Source organism: Moraxella nonliquefaciens (genome assembly GCF_001679005.1).
Taxonomy (GTDB): Bacteria; Pseudomonadota; Gammaproteobacteria; order Pseudomonadales; family Moraxellaceae; genus Moraxella; species Moraxella nonliquefaciens.
The window spans coordinates 94,702-111,363 of the sequence record NZ_LXTW01000023.1 but is presented as its reverse complement, the minus strand read 5'-3'; the positions used below and the strand labels follow the sequence as shown (position 1 = coordinate 111,363).

Here is a 16,662-nt window from a genome sequence, read left to right as displayed (position 1 = left end):
GTTGTCTTTGATATTGATAAAATGCAAAAAGCACCCATCATCTCGGTGCTTTTTTTCGGTCAGCTTATCATTGCATGACAATGCCCATTTGTCCCAGCGGTTCACCGAGCTTATTAACCGCTTCGGCAAGCTCCTTAGTATTTTCATCAGTTAAGTCAGTATAAGGCTGATAATGCTTATCGCCCACTTTGTATTTATCTAACAAAGCATGCACCGAAGAAAACCGCTCCTCTAATGTTTGGACAAGCTTGGGGTCTTTGGCACTAAGTTTGGGTTTTAATATTTCAAAAATCTTTTGTGCCCCTTCAATATTTGCCTTAAAATCATATAAGTCAGTTTTTGAAAAAATCTCCTCCTCGCCTGTGATTTTGGTGGTAGAAATCTCGTTTAGCAAATCTACCGCCCCTTCAATCATAAGCTCTGGGGTAACCTCGGCGGTAGGGATTTTGGCTTGCAACTGCTTGACATCAAAAACAAGCTGATCGGCAAGCTCCTCGGTGCCTTTGGTGGTGTTTTGTGTCCATAGGATTTTTTCAATGGCATGAAAACCCGTCCATGTTTCGCCTTGTTCAAGGTCAGCCTCACGGTTGTCAATACGAGGGTCTAAATCATCAAAAATCTCAGCAATGGGCTCACTGCGTTCAAAGTACATACGCACCAAAGGATACATCGCTTTTGCCTCATCTAGCTTACCCTCTTTTAACAACAGAGCAAATTTTTTAGTATCGGTAAGTAGATTGTCAATTTGTCCCTCTACCCATTGTTTATATTCATCTGTCTCAGCGGATAAATCGGTGTGGGCAGTTTGGGTAATGGCTTGCTCATCTTTGACAAGTTCACCAGATTGCTCATCTTTGATGGTGGTTGTATGGGCACTCTCTTGGGTGGTGGCTTGGGTGGTAGGTTCGGCAGGCTTTTGGCAGGCAGTCAAGCTAAGTGCCATTGTCAAAGCCACCATCAAAGGTTTTGGTGTCATGATAATCCCTAAAATGTGATGCTCTTGTAATGATGGCTCATTAAACTCATCAAAAGCACAAATCCAATAAAGCAATTTCTGCCAATCAAGGATGATGAGCTAAGATTTGAACCTTATAAGAACACTTTGCAAGAACATAATGAAAATAATAATGCTTATCATATCAGAATTTAACATGAAGTACAAGACAAAATGTCATGCCCATCATCGCAGTCCTTGTTACAAAAACGGACTGATTTTTTTGATAAAATTCTTTATAATACATTCTTAATCTTTATTGTGATTAGAAGAATGCCATGAATGATTTACTCGCCCAATTTATCCCCATGTTCATTGTAACTTTTGGGGTATTTTTGCTGTTTTTTTTGTTGATGGGAATTGGTTATTTGGTTAAGAAAAAACCCCTAAAAGGTTCATGTGGGGGCGTGGCAACGCTGATGGGTGATGAGTTTTGTCAGTTTTGTGGCAATGATCCAAACAAGTGCGAAAGTCTAACCGAAGATGACAAAAAAACCATGCTCAGTAACAAAACGACATTGGACAAAATTGCCAAAGAGATTTGATATTGGCAAATTTAATGTGCATTTGACATTCAAGCATTATAAGGGCGATATCTCGCCCTTTGTCTTTTATTTGCCATATATTTAGCCCTTTTTCAAATATTTAGCCCTTTTCAAGCCTTGCCAAAGCCTGTTACAATCCCATCTTTGCCAAACCAAATCACCATGCCAAACACCCCAAAATCTACCTTACCTCTTACTCTACTCATCATCACGCTGATGCTGTTGGCGATAAATATGCGTTCACCCATTGTTATGCTAGGCTCGGTCGCCCCCACGCTCACAGATGCACTTGGGCTGTCAGTATCTGCCATTGGACTGTTGGGGGCGTTGCCCATGCCAATGTTTGCATTTGGGGCACTGGTTGCCCCCGTGTTTGCCAAACGTTTTGGGTTGGAGTCCATGATGATGATGAGCAGTGCGGTATTAGCGATAAGCGTGCTGTCTCGGGTATGGTTTGGTGTGGGGGGTCTGTTTATCGGTACGGTCATTTTATCGCTTGCCATTGGACTGCTCAACGCTCTTAGCGCCCCTTTCATCAAAAAATATGCTCCTAACCATATCGCCCTTGCCACAGGCGTGTTTAGCCTATCCATGTCAGTATATGCAGGGCTGTGTGCCTATGCAGTTGTACCGCTCATGGATGTGGTGGCATGGCAGGTGGCATTATCGTGGTGGGGCATATTTGCGGTGATGACATTTTTTATGTTATTGTTTATCAATAAGTTAAATCATACCGATGCCAGTTTAATTACAAGCACGTCCAGCCATTTTAAGGTATGGAAAAGTAAGGATGCTTGGTATTTGGGCATGTATATGGGCATACAATCGCTCTTGTTTTATACGGTGGCAAGTTTTTTGCCATCTATTGGCATGGATTACGGGCTAAGTTTGACAGATGCAAGTCGGCTCGCCCTTGCTTTTCAGCTGTCCGCCCCTGTGGCAGTATTTTTATTAACCTTGTTAATCAAAACAAATTTTCCCATCAAAATCATCGCACTGGTAGCAAGCCTTGCCAACGTGGTAGGGTCGGGCGGGTTTATTTGGTTTACTGATTATCTGATGATTTGGTCGCTACTTATGGGTTTTGGTGGGGCGTGTATTTTTACATTGTCACTGATGTTGTTCTCCATTCGCACAACACGACTTGACACAGCTCGGGATTTATCTGGTATGGTACAGGCGGTAGGCTATGGTGTGGCATTTTTTGGGCCTTTGGTATTGGGTAAATTATACGAAAAAACAGGCACTTGGGAGATATCATTGTATGTGTTATTTGCTCTGATGTGTGTCAATGTAGGTTTTGGTTGGTTGGCTGGGCGTGGGGATAGGATAGATTGACAAGATTGGATATTTTTATAAGACAAAGAATGAAGCATAAAACATGGTTGGGCATTTTAATCAAAAAAATCTTGACAAAACAATGAAAATAGAAACATTTAACAAATGATTTAATACCCAATGTTTTGTATGATGCGTTATTACCAGTCAAACACCCATCACGCACCAACAAACAAAAACCCAGCCTAGACTGAGTTTTTGTGGTATTTAAGCCATCAAACCAGATGCTATTGAACAGAACGTTCTTTGAGACGCTTTTGACGTTTCGCTTCATCTTCGGCTCGCCATTTGTCTGTTTTCATCTCATCAGCTTTTGGGCGTGCTTGTAGATTTGGTATGTCTGTGATACCCATCTCTTGAAATGCAAAAGCAATCGTCATTAGCTCGCCCTTTTTTCGCTCATGATAAGTATTCGGACCATGTCCGTGATTGGCGGCGGCATAAAGCAGGGCAGGACGACCACAACTTTCTATCTTTTGAAAACGTGCAACAAACTTATAAGAGTGAGATGGCACCACACGGTCATCTCGCTTGGATGTCTGCACCAATGTAGATGGATAGCAAGTGCCTGCATTTAGGTTGTGATAAGGTGAATAACTCATCAGCACATCATAAACACGACGCCCCTGTGATGGCACACCGTACTCTTCCATCCAATACTGAGTAATGCCCATGTCCGCCTGACGCAGCTGGTCTAAGACAGCCACTTGCGGAAATGCCACACGGTATTTGTCTGGATGACGCACCATCGCCGCCCCAACCAAAAGACCACCATTAGAGCCACCAATAATGCCCAAATGGTCAGCATTGGCATAGCCTGCTTGGTTTAGGTAATCGGCGGCAGCGGCAAAGTCATCATAACTTGTCAAGCGTTTGGTGTGCTTGGCGGCATCTTGCCACGCTTGTCCGTACTCACCGCCACCACGGATAAAGGCATGTGCCCAAACACCACCATTTTCCAGCCATGCACTGTTGGCAGGAAAACCAAAACTCTGGTCATAGATGACACCATAGCCACCATAGCCGTATAGGAGTGTCGGATTCTTGCCATCTAAGACAATGCCTTTTTTATGGCTAATATTCATCGGTATCTGCGTGCCATCATAAGAGGTATAAAACACCACTTTGCTTTCATATTGCGTCTCATCAAATGGCACCAAATCAAAACGACGAATGTCCAAAAATTCATCTTTGGCGATGCTATATTTATAATCTGTGGGAGGAAATGTTGGATTTTGGAAGCGAAACTTGACATAGTTCTCATGAGCTTCGGCATCATTTTCATCCATCTCGTGCTTGGCGTCGGTTTGCTCTTTGTCTGCCAAATTACCAGAAAGCTCAGAGATAAACCCCGCCCCCTGCGATGGTGTTAAGTCTTTTAAAAAGACGCCTGTTGCTGCATCCACCAGTTTAAGGCGACTTACCCCATCTTTTAGATAAACGACTAAGAAATAACCGCTACCCTCTTCGTGATAATACGCATCACGCATTAAGTCCAAATCCTGTGGTATACCAACCGCCACTTCACGCTTTTTTAGATTGTCAAGGTTACTCTTAATCAGCTCACCTTTGCGGTTGTTTTCTCCACTAATAAACCACACATTACGAGTTTTTGGGTCAAAATGAATGAGCTTTGCTAAGATGTTATTGTTAAACATTGGTTTGTATCTAACTGCTTTATCAAAGAATTTATTGTCATGCAAACGATAAGCATCGCCCGTCTTACGGTCCTTGATATAAGCAGTTGTTGTCCCCCAATACACGCCATCCATCACCAAATAACGATCATCATCGCCATCAACATGGATGCTTTTGATTGTACTACCGTCAATATGGTTTGAGGTGATTTCAATGGGGTCATGAAAACGCTCTTTACCAATATCACGACGATAGACCGCAAGCTGTGGCACACTGCCCACATAAAATAACGTATCATCATCTAGCCATGTAGATGCCAAGGCATCTCGCCTAATACCTTCGATGATGGGTGTGGCAAGTTTGCCTGTGTGAGTGTCTACCACATGCAAAAAGGTGGGATCAATATCAGCGGAGCCTTGACGCACAAAAAATGACACATAAGAGCCGTCTTTACTGACCTTGACACTACGAATGGCAGCACTGCCATCTGGGGTCATCTTGCCATCTGGGGAGATGTTTGCCTGATTGACCAGCTCGGTACGAGTGCCATCTGGGTCAATACGCTCAATGCGACTAAAACCATCAACATGGCGATAATGGCGAATCTCACCAACCTTATCCCGATAAAAACGACTCATGGTATGTTCAACATCTTTTAGAGCATCGTGGTTTATTTTTAGTTGCTCATAGATGGCAGAGTTTTGAATGTATGCTTCGGTTAACTCATTTTGCTCATCAACCCAATCATTTACCTCACTGGATGCCTTAGGTTGCACGGTTTGTAGATATTTGGTGGTTCTGGCTACCGATGGTCTGTCATCCTCAAAACGAGTACCAATGAAGTTGCGTTCACGGTCAGTATCTGTCTCTTTGGCAACATACGCATCAATATTATCATACTCTTCTAACCAGCGGTATTCATCCACATAAGTGGCGGTAGGATAATGGTCAATGCCATCATCTGGGGCGTGCTGATTATTTGTGTATTGGGCATTTTTTATGCCTGCACTATTGGCAGAGATGCCAAATTCACCATACAAAAAGGGGTCATAACTGTCTTGATGCACCCGAGTTTTTGGGTAGTTTGGTTTATTGCTGTTAGTATCGTTATTGGCATGTGTCTGTGTCATACACACACATGACAGCACCGCCAATGACAGCGTGGTGAGTTTTAATTTTATCATGGGCAACTCCTTAATTTTTGCCATGCAAATCAGCCTACACATGCACCCATCAAGGGCAAGCAATCGCCCGCCCTAGGGTTTTTGGCGTGGTATCAGAACGTAAATACCATGCCCACACGCACATTATCATCGGTCAATTTGCCAGCATCCTTACCATCAACTTTATAAATTGTCTCTTCGCTGTCATAACGACCATAAACACGGACATTAGGACGGATGCGATAGTCCATCTGCACATACGCTTCTTTGGTGTCGGCTTTATCATACAGATATCGCTCGCCTGCCCCTACATAAGAATACTTTGCCAAATCGTTTGGGTTACCGCCTTGGTAGATTTCACGTAAAGCGTCTGCATCATTGGTGAGTGCTAATGCACCCTTTTTCAAATTCGTCTTAGCTTTTTTAGTGCCATAACCTGCACTCACCTGCAAAACAGGGTTAATATCATAGGCAATCTTAGCTCCCAAATAATCGGTATTGCGTTCATCCAAAGGTGTGTTACGACTGTCTGACATGTCTTCTTTTTTACGACCAATATCCGCCGCTACCAAGAATTTACCTGCTTGATATTCCAGCGATGCCGCCACACCATCAACCTTTTGTGGATAGCGGTTTAGGGTGTTTTTGTTGGCAATTCGCTCTTCTAGAACAATATTACTTACAGGATTATAAGCACTGTGTGTATAACCTGCCGCCACTCTTAGGCTTTGACTGTGGGCGATGGGCAAGCGATAACTTGCTGACACACCATAACCTAAATCCACTTCGGTGTTATTTTCTTTGGTTACATCGTGATAACCTGCAAAACTATAATAAGCACTGGTTTGCAAGCCTTTAACACCATAATAGTCCAAACGCACCGCACTGCTGCTAAAAATATCCAATGGCGTGTCTGTGCCAGTGCGATTGACGTAGTTGGTGTGCAGATATTGGCGACCTAAGCTAATCGCCCCCAGATGACGTTTGTCAAAAGACAGGCTAGAATTAGACAGATAAAAATCACGCCCATTACTATACCCAAAGCCGACATTGCCCGTCACTCGCCAGTCATTTGGCAACTCTTGTGAACCACGAAAATCCACATAGGATACGCCGTGGTTTTGTCCTAGGCGTGGTTTTTTATCCGTAACAGCAAGCTTTGTGCCTTTTGGTGTGATATCAGACCAAAGCCAATTATTTGTCTTATCAAAATAAGCATCTGACATCGGACTTTGTAGCACAAATTGTTTATCCTGCTTGGTCGCTTGCATGTCAATCTGCCCACCGATGTCCAAAGACAGACCGTCTTTTTTATAAAGATTATAAACTGCCTGAGTGCTGGTTGCCGTTAGCATGACGCCTGTCATTAGGGCGATTTTGGTTAATTTAAAAGATTGAGCTGTTTTCATAAAAGTCCTTTAACTGATTAAAATGAGAATGACGCCCCAATGTTGGCGGTGAGCTGTTCACGGCGGCTAAATTCACCCTCGCTGACATGGTTTACGGTCTTTAAATTGGTCAGCGAACCGTTTAGGGTGATGTTTTGATACAGTTTGTATTCCAAGGTCGCTCCGTATCGGTTCTGCTTGACTTTGTCAAAAAATAATGCCTCTACCCCAGAATAAGGTTCTAACCTACCAAAATTCACCATTCTTGCAAAAGGTATGGGTGTATTATTTTTAGAATGGCTGTGTCCATAGCTTAGCGTGCCTTTTAGGCGTGGGGTGAATTCATAGTCCACTTTGGCACCATAGACTTTTTTATCCACACCACGGGTGATGGCACCGTTATATGTCTCTTCACGCTCGCCATAGTCTATCCCAACCGTCCAATCATTATGACCAAAGCCAACACCCAGCAGATAAGCATCTGCCTTTTTGGTATTATAAGCATTTAATGTATCATTATCCCCCTGACTGCGACCATAACCCCCTGTCAATGTCAGTGTCTTGCGTGGGGCGAAGTCAAAGTCATATTTGGCAGACACCCCATCGCTGTGATGCCATCCTTTGTCATAATCATCATGATTATTAATATCTGCTGATTGAGTAAGCATGTGATAGGCGGATAAAGTTAGATTGGGAATGCCTGTATATTTGGCATTAATGTTGGTACCGCCATCATTTAAGGTGTTTAGCATGTATAAATCTGTCTGGCTGACATCAAGTCCATTGTGATAACTGCCAACAGTAAGTCTGCCTTGTTCACCAAAAGAACCAAAATCAAAGCCAACCCCCCAATAAGCACCCCAGTTACTGCTGTAACTTTTAGAAGCTTCTATTAAGATGGAACTGTTGGCGGTAATTTTTGGGGTCAGTCTTTGTCTAAGATAAAAGTTAATCGAACCTGAATCAAGACCATTTAATCTTAGCTGTTCATCACTGTCTTTGCGGTCTTGATTGACAAGCACATCAGCAATGCTGCCCTTATTGCCAAAAATCTCTGGGTCACCATAAGAGTAGCTAAACTTATTGGATTCGGTACTAAAATTTGGGTTGATGCTGCCATAGATGCTAAGGTTAAGACCATCTTTGACCGATGGTATCTCCAACGTAACTGCATAAGCTGGCACGGCAAACAACGTCAAAACAGACACAGGGGCAACCCGATGAAACTGTCTGACAAATGAGCAAATAATAAAGGGGGCTGACTTGTGCATAGAAAATTTGTTCTCCTTAACACCAAAAAATAACATCCAGTTCCTAGGGCACCAAAGATTCATCAATGGCTGACGGCTCATCAGGCGACTTGGATAGCTACATGACTTGTAATACATAAACATAACAAAACATTATACTTATGTAAACAAATGATACAAAATCTTTGTTTGTGTAGAATAATGTTGATTTTTAAAAATGTCAAGCAGAAAAAATTGATTTTATAGATTTTTTTGTCATGATTAATCTCATCTGGCTAAGTCAATAATAATCTAAATCAATAATAATCACTGCCATATTCAGACTAAACTGACCATCATCCTTTCTTTTATGACCAAAAAAGTACTCAAATTTTGGCAAAAATTTGTCAGTTTTTATCAAATTAGCGTGGTTTTTGTTTACATTTTTGTGATTATTTTTTACAATGGCTCTTTTAAATTCATAATGATGATGAACATGACCGACACTCATTCCCCCCTAGACGTGGTACTTGCCCTATCGCACCTAGATAAACCCATAGCAGACATTAGCGGCGATGATTTTGATGATTATACCAATCAGGTCATCGATGCCATTGGCACTGCCCATAACAGCAACCAACTACAAGAGCTAAAAGGGGCATTGCAAGGCAAAAAATCTCCCATTACTGCCTTATCCAAACAAATGGGAGGGCTAGATGCAGAGGGCAAAAAGACCTATGGGGCGTATCTACACAAGCTTCGCACACGCATTACCACCGCTTTTGATGAACGTGGAAAAATATTGGCAGCACAGGCACTAAACGCCAAATTGCTTGCCGAACAGATTGACATCACACTGCCCGCCCGCCACAAGCCCACAGGTGGTCTACACCCCATCACACTGACCACAGAACGCATGAAAAAATTCTTTGTGCAAGCAGGATTTAGCGTGGCAACAGGCCCTGAGGTGGAGAGCGATTATTATAACTTTGAGGCGCTAAATATCCCAGAGCATCACCCTGCTCGTGCCATGCACGATACTTTTTACTTTGATGCTCACTACCTGCTACGCACGCACACCAGTGGTGTGCAAATCCGCACCATGGAAAAAAGTGAACCGCCCTTACGCATCATCTGCCCTGGGCGTGTCTATCGCTGTGATAGCGACCAGACGCACTCACCCATGTTTCACCAAATGGAGGGGTTGATGATCTCTAAATCATCCAATTTTGCCGAGTTAAAAGGGGTGATTCATGAGTTTTTAAATGCGTTTTTTGGCACCAATATGACCATACGTTTTCGCCCAAGTTTTTTCCCTTTCACCGAGCCTTCCGCTGAGGTGGATATTTTGTCCGATACTGGCAAATGGTTGGAGGTGTTAGGGTGTGGCATGGTACACCCTCAGGTTTTGCGTAACTGTGGCATTAATCCTGATGAGTACACAGGGTTTGCCTTTGGGCTTGGCATTGAACGCTTTGCCATGTTGTATTATGGCATTGATGATTTGCGAGTATTTTTTCAAAATGACCTAAGGTTTTTGGGGCAGTTTGCTTAATCAAAAAGGAGTGTGGTCATGTTACAAAGTTATCAAGTACTCATTGAACACGGTCAATTAAAATGACCAGACACACCCCCACAGTTACAAAATGCTCGCCTGATTGTAACGGTGCTGCCTGATGACATTCATTGGGGCGATGATGAACATTGGGGCGATGATGAAGTGGCAAAACTGTTTGGTGTGGATTGATGTATTTATTAGATACTCATATCGTCATTTGGCTTGCCCAAGAACCCCAAAAGCTAAATGAAAGATTAAAGGCTCTGCTTTTAAATAAAAGCATCAAAGTGTATTTTAGCACGGTCAATTTATGGGAAGTTGCCATCAAAAAGGCGTTGGGTAAGGCGGATTTTGATATTGATGTCAAATTGCTTTATCAGCATTTGATTGAAAATTGGTATGTGCAATTACCAGTATTATCAAGGCATTGCCTACTGGTGCAAAACTTACCTTTATATCATAAAGACCCTTTTGATAAACTGATAATCGCCCAAACCATGAGCGAAAATTTTACCTTAATCACAAAAGACACAATCATTCCCCAATACCCTAATTTAAAACTATTTTAAAATAATTTGAGACACTTATGAAAATTAGCGAAAACTGGCTTAGACAATGGGTTAATCCCACCAATTCATCAGATGAGCTGGGCGAACAACTTACCATGCTTGGCTTAGAATTAGATGGCATGGAGCCTATCGCTCCGATGTTCTATGGCGTGGTCATAGGGCAGGTCATCACCTGCAACAAGCATCCTGATGCGGACAAATTACGCATCACCACGGTCAATATCGGCACCGACACCCTCCTACAAATCGTCTGTGGGGCAAGCAATGTGCGAGTGGGACTAAAAGTGGCAGTTGCTACCGTTGGGGCAGAGTTGCCACCCATTGATGGCAAGCCCTTTAAAATCAAAAAAGGCAAACTGCGTGGTGTGGAGAGTCAAGGCATGCTCTGCGGTGCATCTGAGCTGGGACTCATTGATGAATTAGATGGGCTTTTGGAGCTTGATGATGATGCCCCGATTGGTATGAATGTGCGAGAGTATCTGGGGCTTGATGGGCAGATTTTTGATGTGGCAATCACGCCCAACCGTGGCGACTGCCTAAGCGTGCTTGGCTTGGCTCGTGAGATTGGCGTGGTTAATGGCTTGCCTCTAAACCGCCCTGAGATTATTACGACCCCCCCCACACTGGATAAAGCGGTAGCCGTCAAAGTAGAAAACCCCACCGCTTGTCCACGCTATCTGGCTCAGTACATCGGCGACATTGACCGCAGTGTTAAAACCCCCAAATGGCTAAAAGACAATCTCATGGCAAGCGGTCTGCGTACCCATAATTTTTTGGTTGATGTTACCAATTTTATCCTATTAGAACTCGGTCAACCCTTGCATGCTTTTGATGCTGATAAAATCGTGGGTGCCATCACGGTACGCCTTGCCCATGAAGGTGAGACGCTAACACTTCTAAACGAACAGACCATTACCCTAACAGGTGATGAACTGGTCATCGCTGATGACATGGGCGTGCTGGCACTGGCAGGAATTATGGGCGGAGCTCGCTCGGCGGTGTCTGATGAGACAACCAATATCGTATTAGAGTCGGCTCATTTTAATCAGCGAAATATCGCAGGGCGTGCCAGACGCTTTGGTTTGCATACCGATGCCAGTGTTAGGTTTGAGCGTGGGGTAGATTTTAACCTGCCAAAAATCGCCCTTGACCGTGCCACAACCTTAATAGCAACCATTGCAGGCGGTCAAGTTGGACAAACCACAACCGTCCAGAGCATCTCAGATTTGCCAAAACGTGAATCTGTGCATGTGCCATTTGACAAAGTAGAAAAACTGCTTGGCGTGGCATTGCCTGCCGATGAGATTACCAAGCTGTTAAACCGCTTGGAGATTAGCACCACATTTGATGGTACAAAATTTATCTGCCAACCGCCCAGCCATCGCTTTGACATTACCATCTGTGAGGACATCATCGAGGAGATTGCCCGCGTGCATGGCTATGACAACATTGCCCCACGCCTGCCCCAGTTTATGGTGGACATGAGTCATGATGACACGGCAGATTTGACTCATGTGTTAAAATTAACCCTTGCCAAACAGGGCTATTTTGAAGCGGTCAGTTTTAGTTTTTGTGATGACAAATTAGAAAAATTGCTCCACGATGACAAATTGGGCGAGATTTTACCCCTTGCCAACCCAATCTCATCAGAACTTGCTGTCATGAGACGCACACTGTTATCTAGCCTTTTGCCCATCGTTGTCCATAACCTAAACCGCCAACAAACAAACGTGCGACTATTTGAAACAGGGCTTTGTTTCGTTGGTAAAGACATGATAAGCTTAGAACAAATTCCAAGCCTTGCCATCATCGCCACAGGACAAGCAACCGACAGCATTCATGGCGTGCGTGCGGTGGACTTTTTTGACCTAAAAGCAGACGTGGAGAGCCTACTGCCACACCATGCAACACCCCATTATGAACGAGCGGATTTGGCATTTTTGCATTTGGGGCAAAGTGCCTATGTGTCAGTCGCTGGTAAGCAGATTGGTTATTTTGGGCAACTTCACCCAAGCATCAGCACCGCCTTAGATTTGCCCATGGTATGGGTAGCTCAGCTTGACCTTAATGCACTCATCAATTTGCACCGTTATATCCCTGATGTTACCCTACCAAGCAAATTCCCAAGCGTTCGGCGTGATTTGGCATTTTTTGTGGATAAGGAACTCACATGGCAAGAGGTGGCAGATGTTGTGTATGATGTGGCAGGCAAGCATTTGACAGACGTTAGCTTATTTGATGTGTATCAAGGCAGCACACTGCCTGAGGGTAAAAAATCACTGGCGTTTGCCATGACCTTGCAAGATGCCACTTGCACCTTATCCGATGGCGAGATTAAGGCTCTCATGGACAGAGTGATTGTGGCACTGACTGACAGATATCAGGCACAATTACGTGATGGCTGATGTGTTGATTTTTGGCATTAAAATCAGACACTATTATCTCATAGACATTGACAAAATCATCAGCACAAGGGGCAATAATGACCAATCATCATCTGCCCTAACAATGCTGATTTTAGCAATTTCATTTTAAAAGGACAGTATATGGCAACCTTAACCAAAGCAGACATGATAGACCGTTTGACCATTCGCCTACGCATGACCCGTCAAGATGCTCGCAAATTGGTAGATACCTTTTTTGGTGAAATCAGCCAAAGTTTGGCAGATGGCAAAGAGGTCAAGCTCTCAGGCTTTGGCAACTTTGAATTAAAAGACAAAAAATCTCGCCCCGGTCGCAATCCCAAAACAGGAGAGGTTGTTGCGATTAAAGCACGCCGTGTCGTTACCTTTAAGGCAGGGCAAAAATTTCGCCGTCAAATTGAAGTTAAATAAAACCAAAACAAAAAACCCATTCTATGAATGGGTTTTATCTTATGCCCCCATCAATATCCGCCTCATTTTTTGCATAATTTTTCCAGTTGGGTCAAATCCATTCTTATCATACCCAGCGTATCCATGATATTAACTTTGCCGTCTGCATGAATATTATCCTTATTTTTATGACAACTGACCTCTAAGGGCATTTGGCGATAAGTTGTTTGCCATTTTCCACCCCGAAATTCAAAATCCACCGTTTGAGTTTTTGCCACGAGTGGCGATAAAAGCAGCGTGGCAAAAAACAAAAACAAAGTCATCATCGGCACAAATAATATGAGCGAAATCATGCCTTTTAATGCTTTATTTTCACCATAAAGATAATAAGCCCCCACCAAAAATACCACGATTGCCACCCCAAAAAACACTTTATCTATATATCCAAATTCTAGGGTAATGAATTTATCAAAATGCACCAATCCCAACATGATGACAAATAAGAAAAAAGACGAATACGCCAAATGCCCTGCCCGCTTACCCAAATCTACGCCCATTGGGACATACGCTTTTATATAATCTTGATTATCAATATGACAAACAGGAAAACCCAATGAATGAAATAGCCTCACCAATTCATCAACATCATCAATTTGCCACACACCATCTTCGATAATCAGTCGCTTTTTGATGTCGCCAAATTTGTCTTTTTGAATACCATAAATGATGAGGGTTTTATTATATTTACTCAAATGGGGATTGAGTTTGGCAAGTGGCTTACCCATCATGGCTTGTGGTAGATTTTCAGTGATTTCTATTTTGTCAATTTCGTGCCAAGCAATAGGGGCATAATTAGGCAATTTATTTAAAAAATCCTTATTGGTACAAATGCCCTCTGCGTCTATGATTAAAGAAGTGTCGGCAAATTTGGGCTTAAAATACGCCCGTGCCAACAAATAAACGCTCGCACCCACCACAATAAGAATACCAGCATGCTCCCACCACAACAGCTTATCTTTGAACCAAGTCAGCACAAGAGCCAAACACGCCATCGTGATATTGACAATACCATTAATGGTAACAGATAGCTGATTTTTTATTTGCTTAGGACGCATGGGGTAGAGGCGAGCATTCATGATTTATCCTTGTTATTTTGTGTTTTATTTTAGTATAACACCAAAAAAAACAAAAAACCCATTTTATCAATGGGTTTTTATGGTTAATTCAGCAAAAATCACAGCTCGCCAAATTTGCGTTTGGCTTTTTTGTCTTGGCGTTTGGCAAAAAATACTTCTTCGGTTGCTCGTTTTTTGTAAGGCTTTTTGGCACCATCTTTACTATCAAATCTTGCCATCTGTCTACCATCTTTGTGTTTGTCATCTTTGTATTTGTCATCACGCCATGTACGCTCACCTTTGTAATGCTGACCATCACGATATCCAAATTCACGGCTATGGTTTTCACGATTGCTTTGACGAGTGTCACCAAAAGATTTGGGTTTATCTTGGTAATAATTTGTGTCTTGGTGAGTGCGTCTGTCTGCTGTATTGGCAAAACGCTCTTGATAAGGCTTGGCAAAACGTTCATCACGCCCACGCTCACCACGCTCATACCGCTGTCCATGGTATTGGCGTTCATGATTTGATTTGGCGGTTTGTCTGTCATAACTTCTACCATGGTTATGTTTGTCATGGCTTTGTTTATCACGGTTTAAAGAGCGTCCATAACGTTCGCCACGTCTGCCACGCCCATCACGTCTGCCATCTTTGTTTTTGGTGTTTGGAGCAGAACGTTTGGGTTCTAGCCCCACAACCACCTCTTCTTTCATTTCACGACCCAAATAGCGATTGATATGCCCAAGCTGACGTCTGTCATCCATGCTACATAGGTTCATGGCAACCCCTGTACGCCCCGCTCGCCCACAGCGACCAATGCGGTGCACATAATCCTCTACTTGACGTGGCAAATCATAGTTCACAACATGGCTGATGGCAGAGATATCAATGCCACGAGCAGCGACATCAGTAGCAATCAAAAAGTTGCACTTACCTGATTTGACATCACTGATGATGCGATTACGCTTACCTTGGGGCAAATCACCATGCAAATAGCGAGCCGACAACCCCGCCTCGGTCAGTGATGAGGCAAGCTGTTCGGTACTGCGTTTGGTTGCGGTAAAAATCACCGCTTGGTTGATATCAGCATTGCTTAGCAATTCAATCAAAATATTATTTTTATGGTGAAAATCATCACAAAAATACACACTCTCATCAATATGAGCTGACTCAACCTTGATGGAGACACGCTCAGCATTGACGGTAAAACTCTCAGCAATCTTACCAACCGCCCCATCCCATGTCGCTGATGACATTATCGTTTGGCGTTGGCTTGGGGCAGCCTGTAAAATGGTCTTGATGTCATCGGCAAAACCCATATCAAGCATACGGTCAGCTTCATCTAATATCAGCGTGTCAAGCTCGGACAAATCCACACGTCCATCATTCATGTGGTCAATTAGGCGACCGGGTGTGGCGATGACAATCTGCACACCTTTACGCAAGGCACGAATCTGCCCACCATAAGGAGCACCACCAACCAGTGGCACACTAAATACCCCCTGCATCTGACTGCCATATTTACGCACATTATCTTGCACCTGCATGGCAAGCTCTCGTGTGGGGGTGAGTATTAAGGCTTTGATGGCAATCTTTTGATGACGGTCATGTGATTTTTGGCTAAATTCGCTTGATTTGTCAGCAGGTTTGGGCTGTGCCAGTTTATGCAAAATCGGCAAAACAAAAGCAGCGGTCTTACCTGAGCCTGTTTGGGCAGACAGCAGTAAATCACGACCGTCAATGGCATGAGGGATAGCACCTGCCTGAATGGGTGTGGGTGTGGTGTAGCCTGATTTGGCAAGGGCTTTTAAGATGGGTTTGGCAAGTTGTAACTGCTCAAAAGTTAAACCATCTTGGGTGTTTTGCTCTTTTTGTTCAGCAACTGCGTAAATTTTAGGAGCGAAATCTTGGATAGAATCTTGGGGGGGTTGGGTTGTCATAAATAACCTTAATGTCTAAAATGTCTGATGTTTATAATAATCGCTGACCTAGTAAACATGATTGGGAGTTTTAAAAATAACCATCCAAATGGCAAAGGACATTCCCTGCCAGTTTCAATCATATTTTACAAAAGCATCGAAGACAATCTATTTTACCGACAGTTTATCTTTGGTTTGCTTTTTATGAACAAAAGCAAGCATTGACAAAATCAGCAATCATGATAATAAGAAGTACACAGAAGTCATTTTAGACGTGCCATTTTAGATAAAAATAAATAATGGCAATTTGCATTTTTTTGATATATTTGTCATTAAAAAACTCAATGACAAACATCCAAACGCCCAGAAGTATAAAACGAACTTAACCCGCTC

General features: G+C 43.1%; 13 protein-coding genes. 6 read left to right on the top strand and 7 right to left on the bottom strand.

The window, feature by feature from the left end:
• Nucleotides 1-67 precede the first annotated feature (67 nt).
• A complete protein-coding gene (efeO, locus tag A7456_RS06800) occupies nt 68-976 on the bottom strand; it encodes an iron uptake system protein EfeO (RefSeq protein ID WP_067009019.1) in 909 nt (302 codons plus the stop codon).
• A 296-nt stretch (nt 977-1,272) separates the two neighbouring features.
• Here efeO and nqrM point away from each other — a divergent pair, with 296 nt between their 5' ends.
• Both nqrM and A7456_RS06790 read left to right on the top strand, forming a co-directional pair.
• On the top strand, nt 1,273-1,539 hold the full coding sequence (gene nqrM, locus A7456_RS06795) for a (Na+)-NQR maturation NqrM (protein WP_066884666.1): 267 nt from the start codon (nt 1,273-1,275) through the stop codon (nt 1,537-1,539).
• A 162-nt stretch (nt 1,540-1,701) separates the two neighbouring features.
• On the top strand, nt 1,702-2,877 hold the full coding sequence (locus A7456_RS06790; RefSeq protein ID WP_227713270.1) for an MFS transporter: 1,176 nt from the start codon (nt 1,702-1,704) through the stop codon (nt 2,875-2,877).
• 227 nt (nt 2,878-3,104) lie between these two features.
• On the opposite strand, the gene A7456_RS06785 is transcribed toward A7456_RS06790, so the two are convergent.
• From A7456_RS06785 to A7456_RS06775, 3 genes are all read right to left on the bottom strand, one after another.
• Entirely contained in the window at nt 3,105-5,699 is a 2,595-nt protein-coding gene (locus A7456_RS06785) for a prolyl oligopeptidase family serine peptidase (RefSeq protein ID WP_158512504.1), read from the bottom strand.
• Between the two features lie 92 nt (nt 5,700-5,791).
• Nucleotides 5,792-7,087 (bottom strand): porin, encoded by a 1,296-nt coding sequence (locus A7456_RS06780; RefSeq protein WP_067008959.1) that lies wholly within the window; start codon nt 7,085-7,087, stop codon nt 5,792-5,794.
• A 17-nt stretch (nt 7,088-7,104) separates the two neighbouring features.
• The gene (locus A7456_RS06775; protein ID WP_158512503.1) at nt 7,105-8,337 is read right to left on the bottom strand and encodes a porin; all 1,233 of its coding nucleotides are present in this window, start codon (nt 8,335-8,337) and stop codon (nt 7,105-7,107) included.
• Between the two features lie 454 nt (nt 8,338-8,791).
• Here A7456_RS06775 and pheS point away from each other — a divergent pair, with 454 nt between their 5' ends.
• Entirely contained in the window at nt 8,792-9,850 is a 1,059-nt protein-coding gene (gene pheS / locus A7456_RS06765; protein WP_067008950.1) for a phenylalanine--tRNA ligase subunit alpha, read from the top strand.
• A 40-nt stretch (nt 9,851-9,890) separates the two neighbouring features.
• On the opposite strand, the gene A7456_RS11915 is transcribed toward pheS, so the two are convergent.
• Nucleotides 9,891-10,022, bottom strand: coding sequence for a hypothetical protein (locus A7456_RS11915; protein WP_265091082.1), 132 nt, complete (start codon nt 10,020-10,022; stop codon nt 9,891-9,893).
• Between the two features lie 19 nt (nt 10,023-10,041).
• Here A7456_RS11915 and A7456_RS06760 point away from each other — a divergent pair, with 19 nt between their 5' ends.
• From A7456_RS06760 to A7456_RS06750, 3 genes are all read left to right on the top strand, one after another.
• Nucleotides 10,042-10,422, top strand: coding sequence for a type II toxin-antitoxin system VapC family toxin (locus tag A7456_RS06760; protein ID WP_067008947.1), 381 nt, complete (start codon nt 10,042-10,044; stop codon nt 10,420-10,422).
• Nucleotides 10,423-10,439: 17 nt separating this feature from the next.
• Complete coding sequence (pheT, locus tag A7456_RS06755) at nt 10,440-12,827, top strand: phenylalanine--tRNA ligase subunit beta (protein ID WP_067008944.1); 2,388 nt, start codon at nt 10,440-10,442, stop codon at nt 12,825-12,827.
• 123 nt (nt 12,828-12,950) lie between these two features.
• Complete coding sequence (locus tag A7456_RS06750; RefSeq protein WP_265091097.1) at nt 12,951-13,256, top strand: integration host factor subunit alpha; 306 nt, start codon at nt 12,951-12,953, stop codon at nt 13,254-13,256.
• Nucleotides 13,257-13,318: 62 nt separating this feature from the next.
• On the opposite strand, the gene A7456_RS06745 is transcribed toward A7456_RS06750, so the two are convergent.
• Together A7456_RS06745 and A7456_RS06740 are read right to left on the bottom strand one after the other, a co-directional pair.
• Nucleotides 13,319-14,371 carry a hypothetical protein gene (locus A7456_RS06745; RefSeq protein ID WP_067008941.1) on the bottom strand — a complete coding sequence of 351 codons (1,053 nt, stop codon included), beginning with the start codon at nt 14,369-14,371 and terminating at the stop codon, nt 13,319-13,321.
• Between the two features lie 98 nt (nt 14,372-14,469).
• On the bottom strand, nt 14,470-16,290 hold the full coding sequence (locus A7456_RS06740) for a DEAD/DEAH box helicase (RefSeq protein WP_067008939.1): 1,821 nt from the start codon (nt 16,288-16,290) through the stop codon (nt 14,470-14,472).
• Nucleotides 16,291-16,662: the final 372 nt, after the last annotated feature.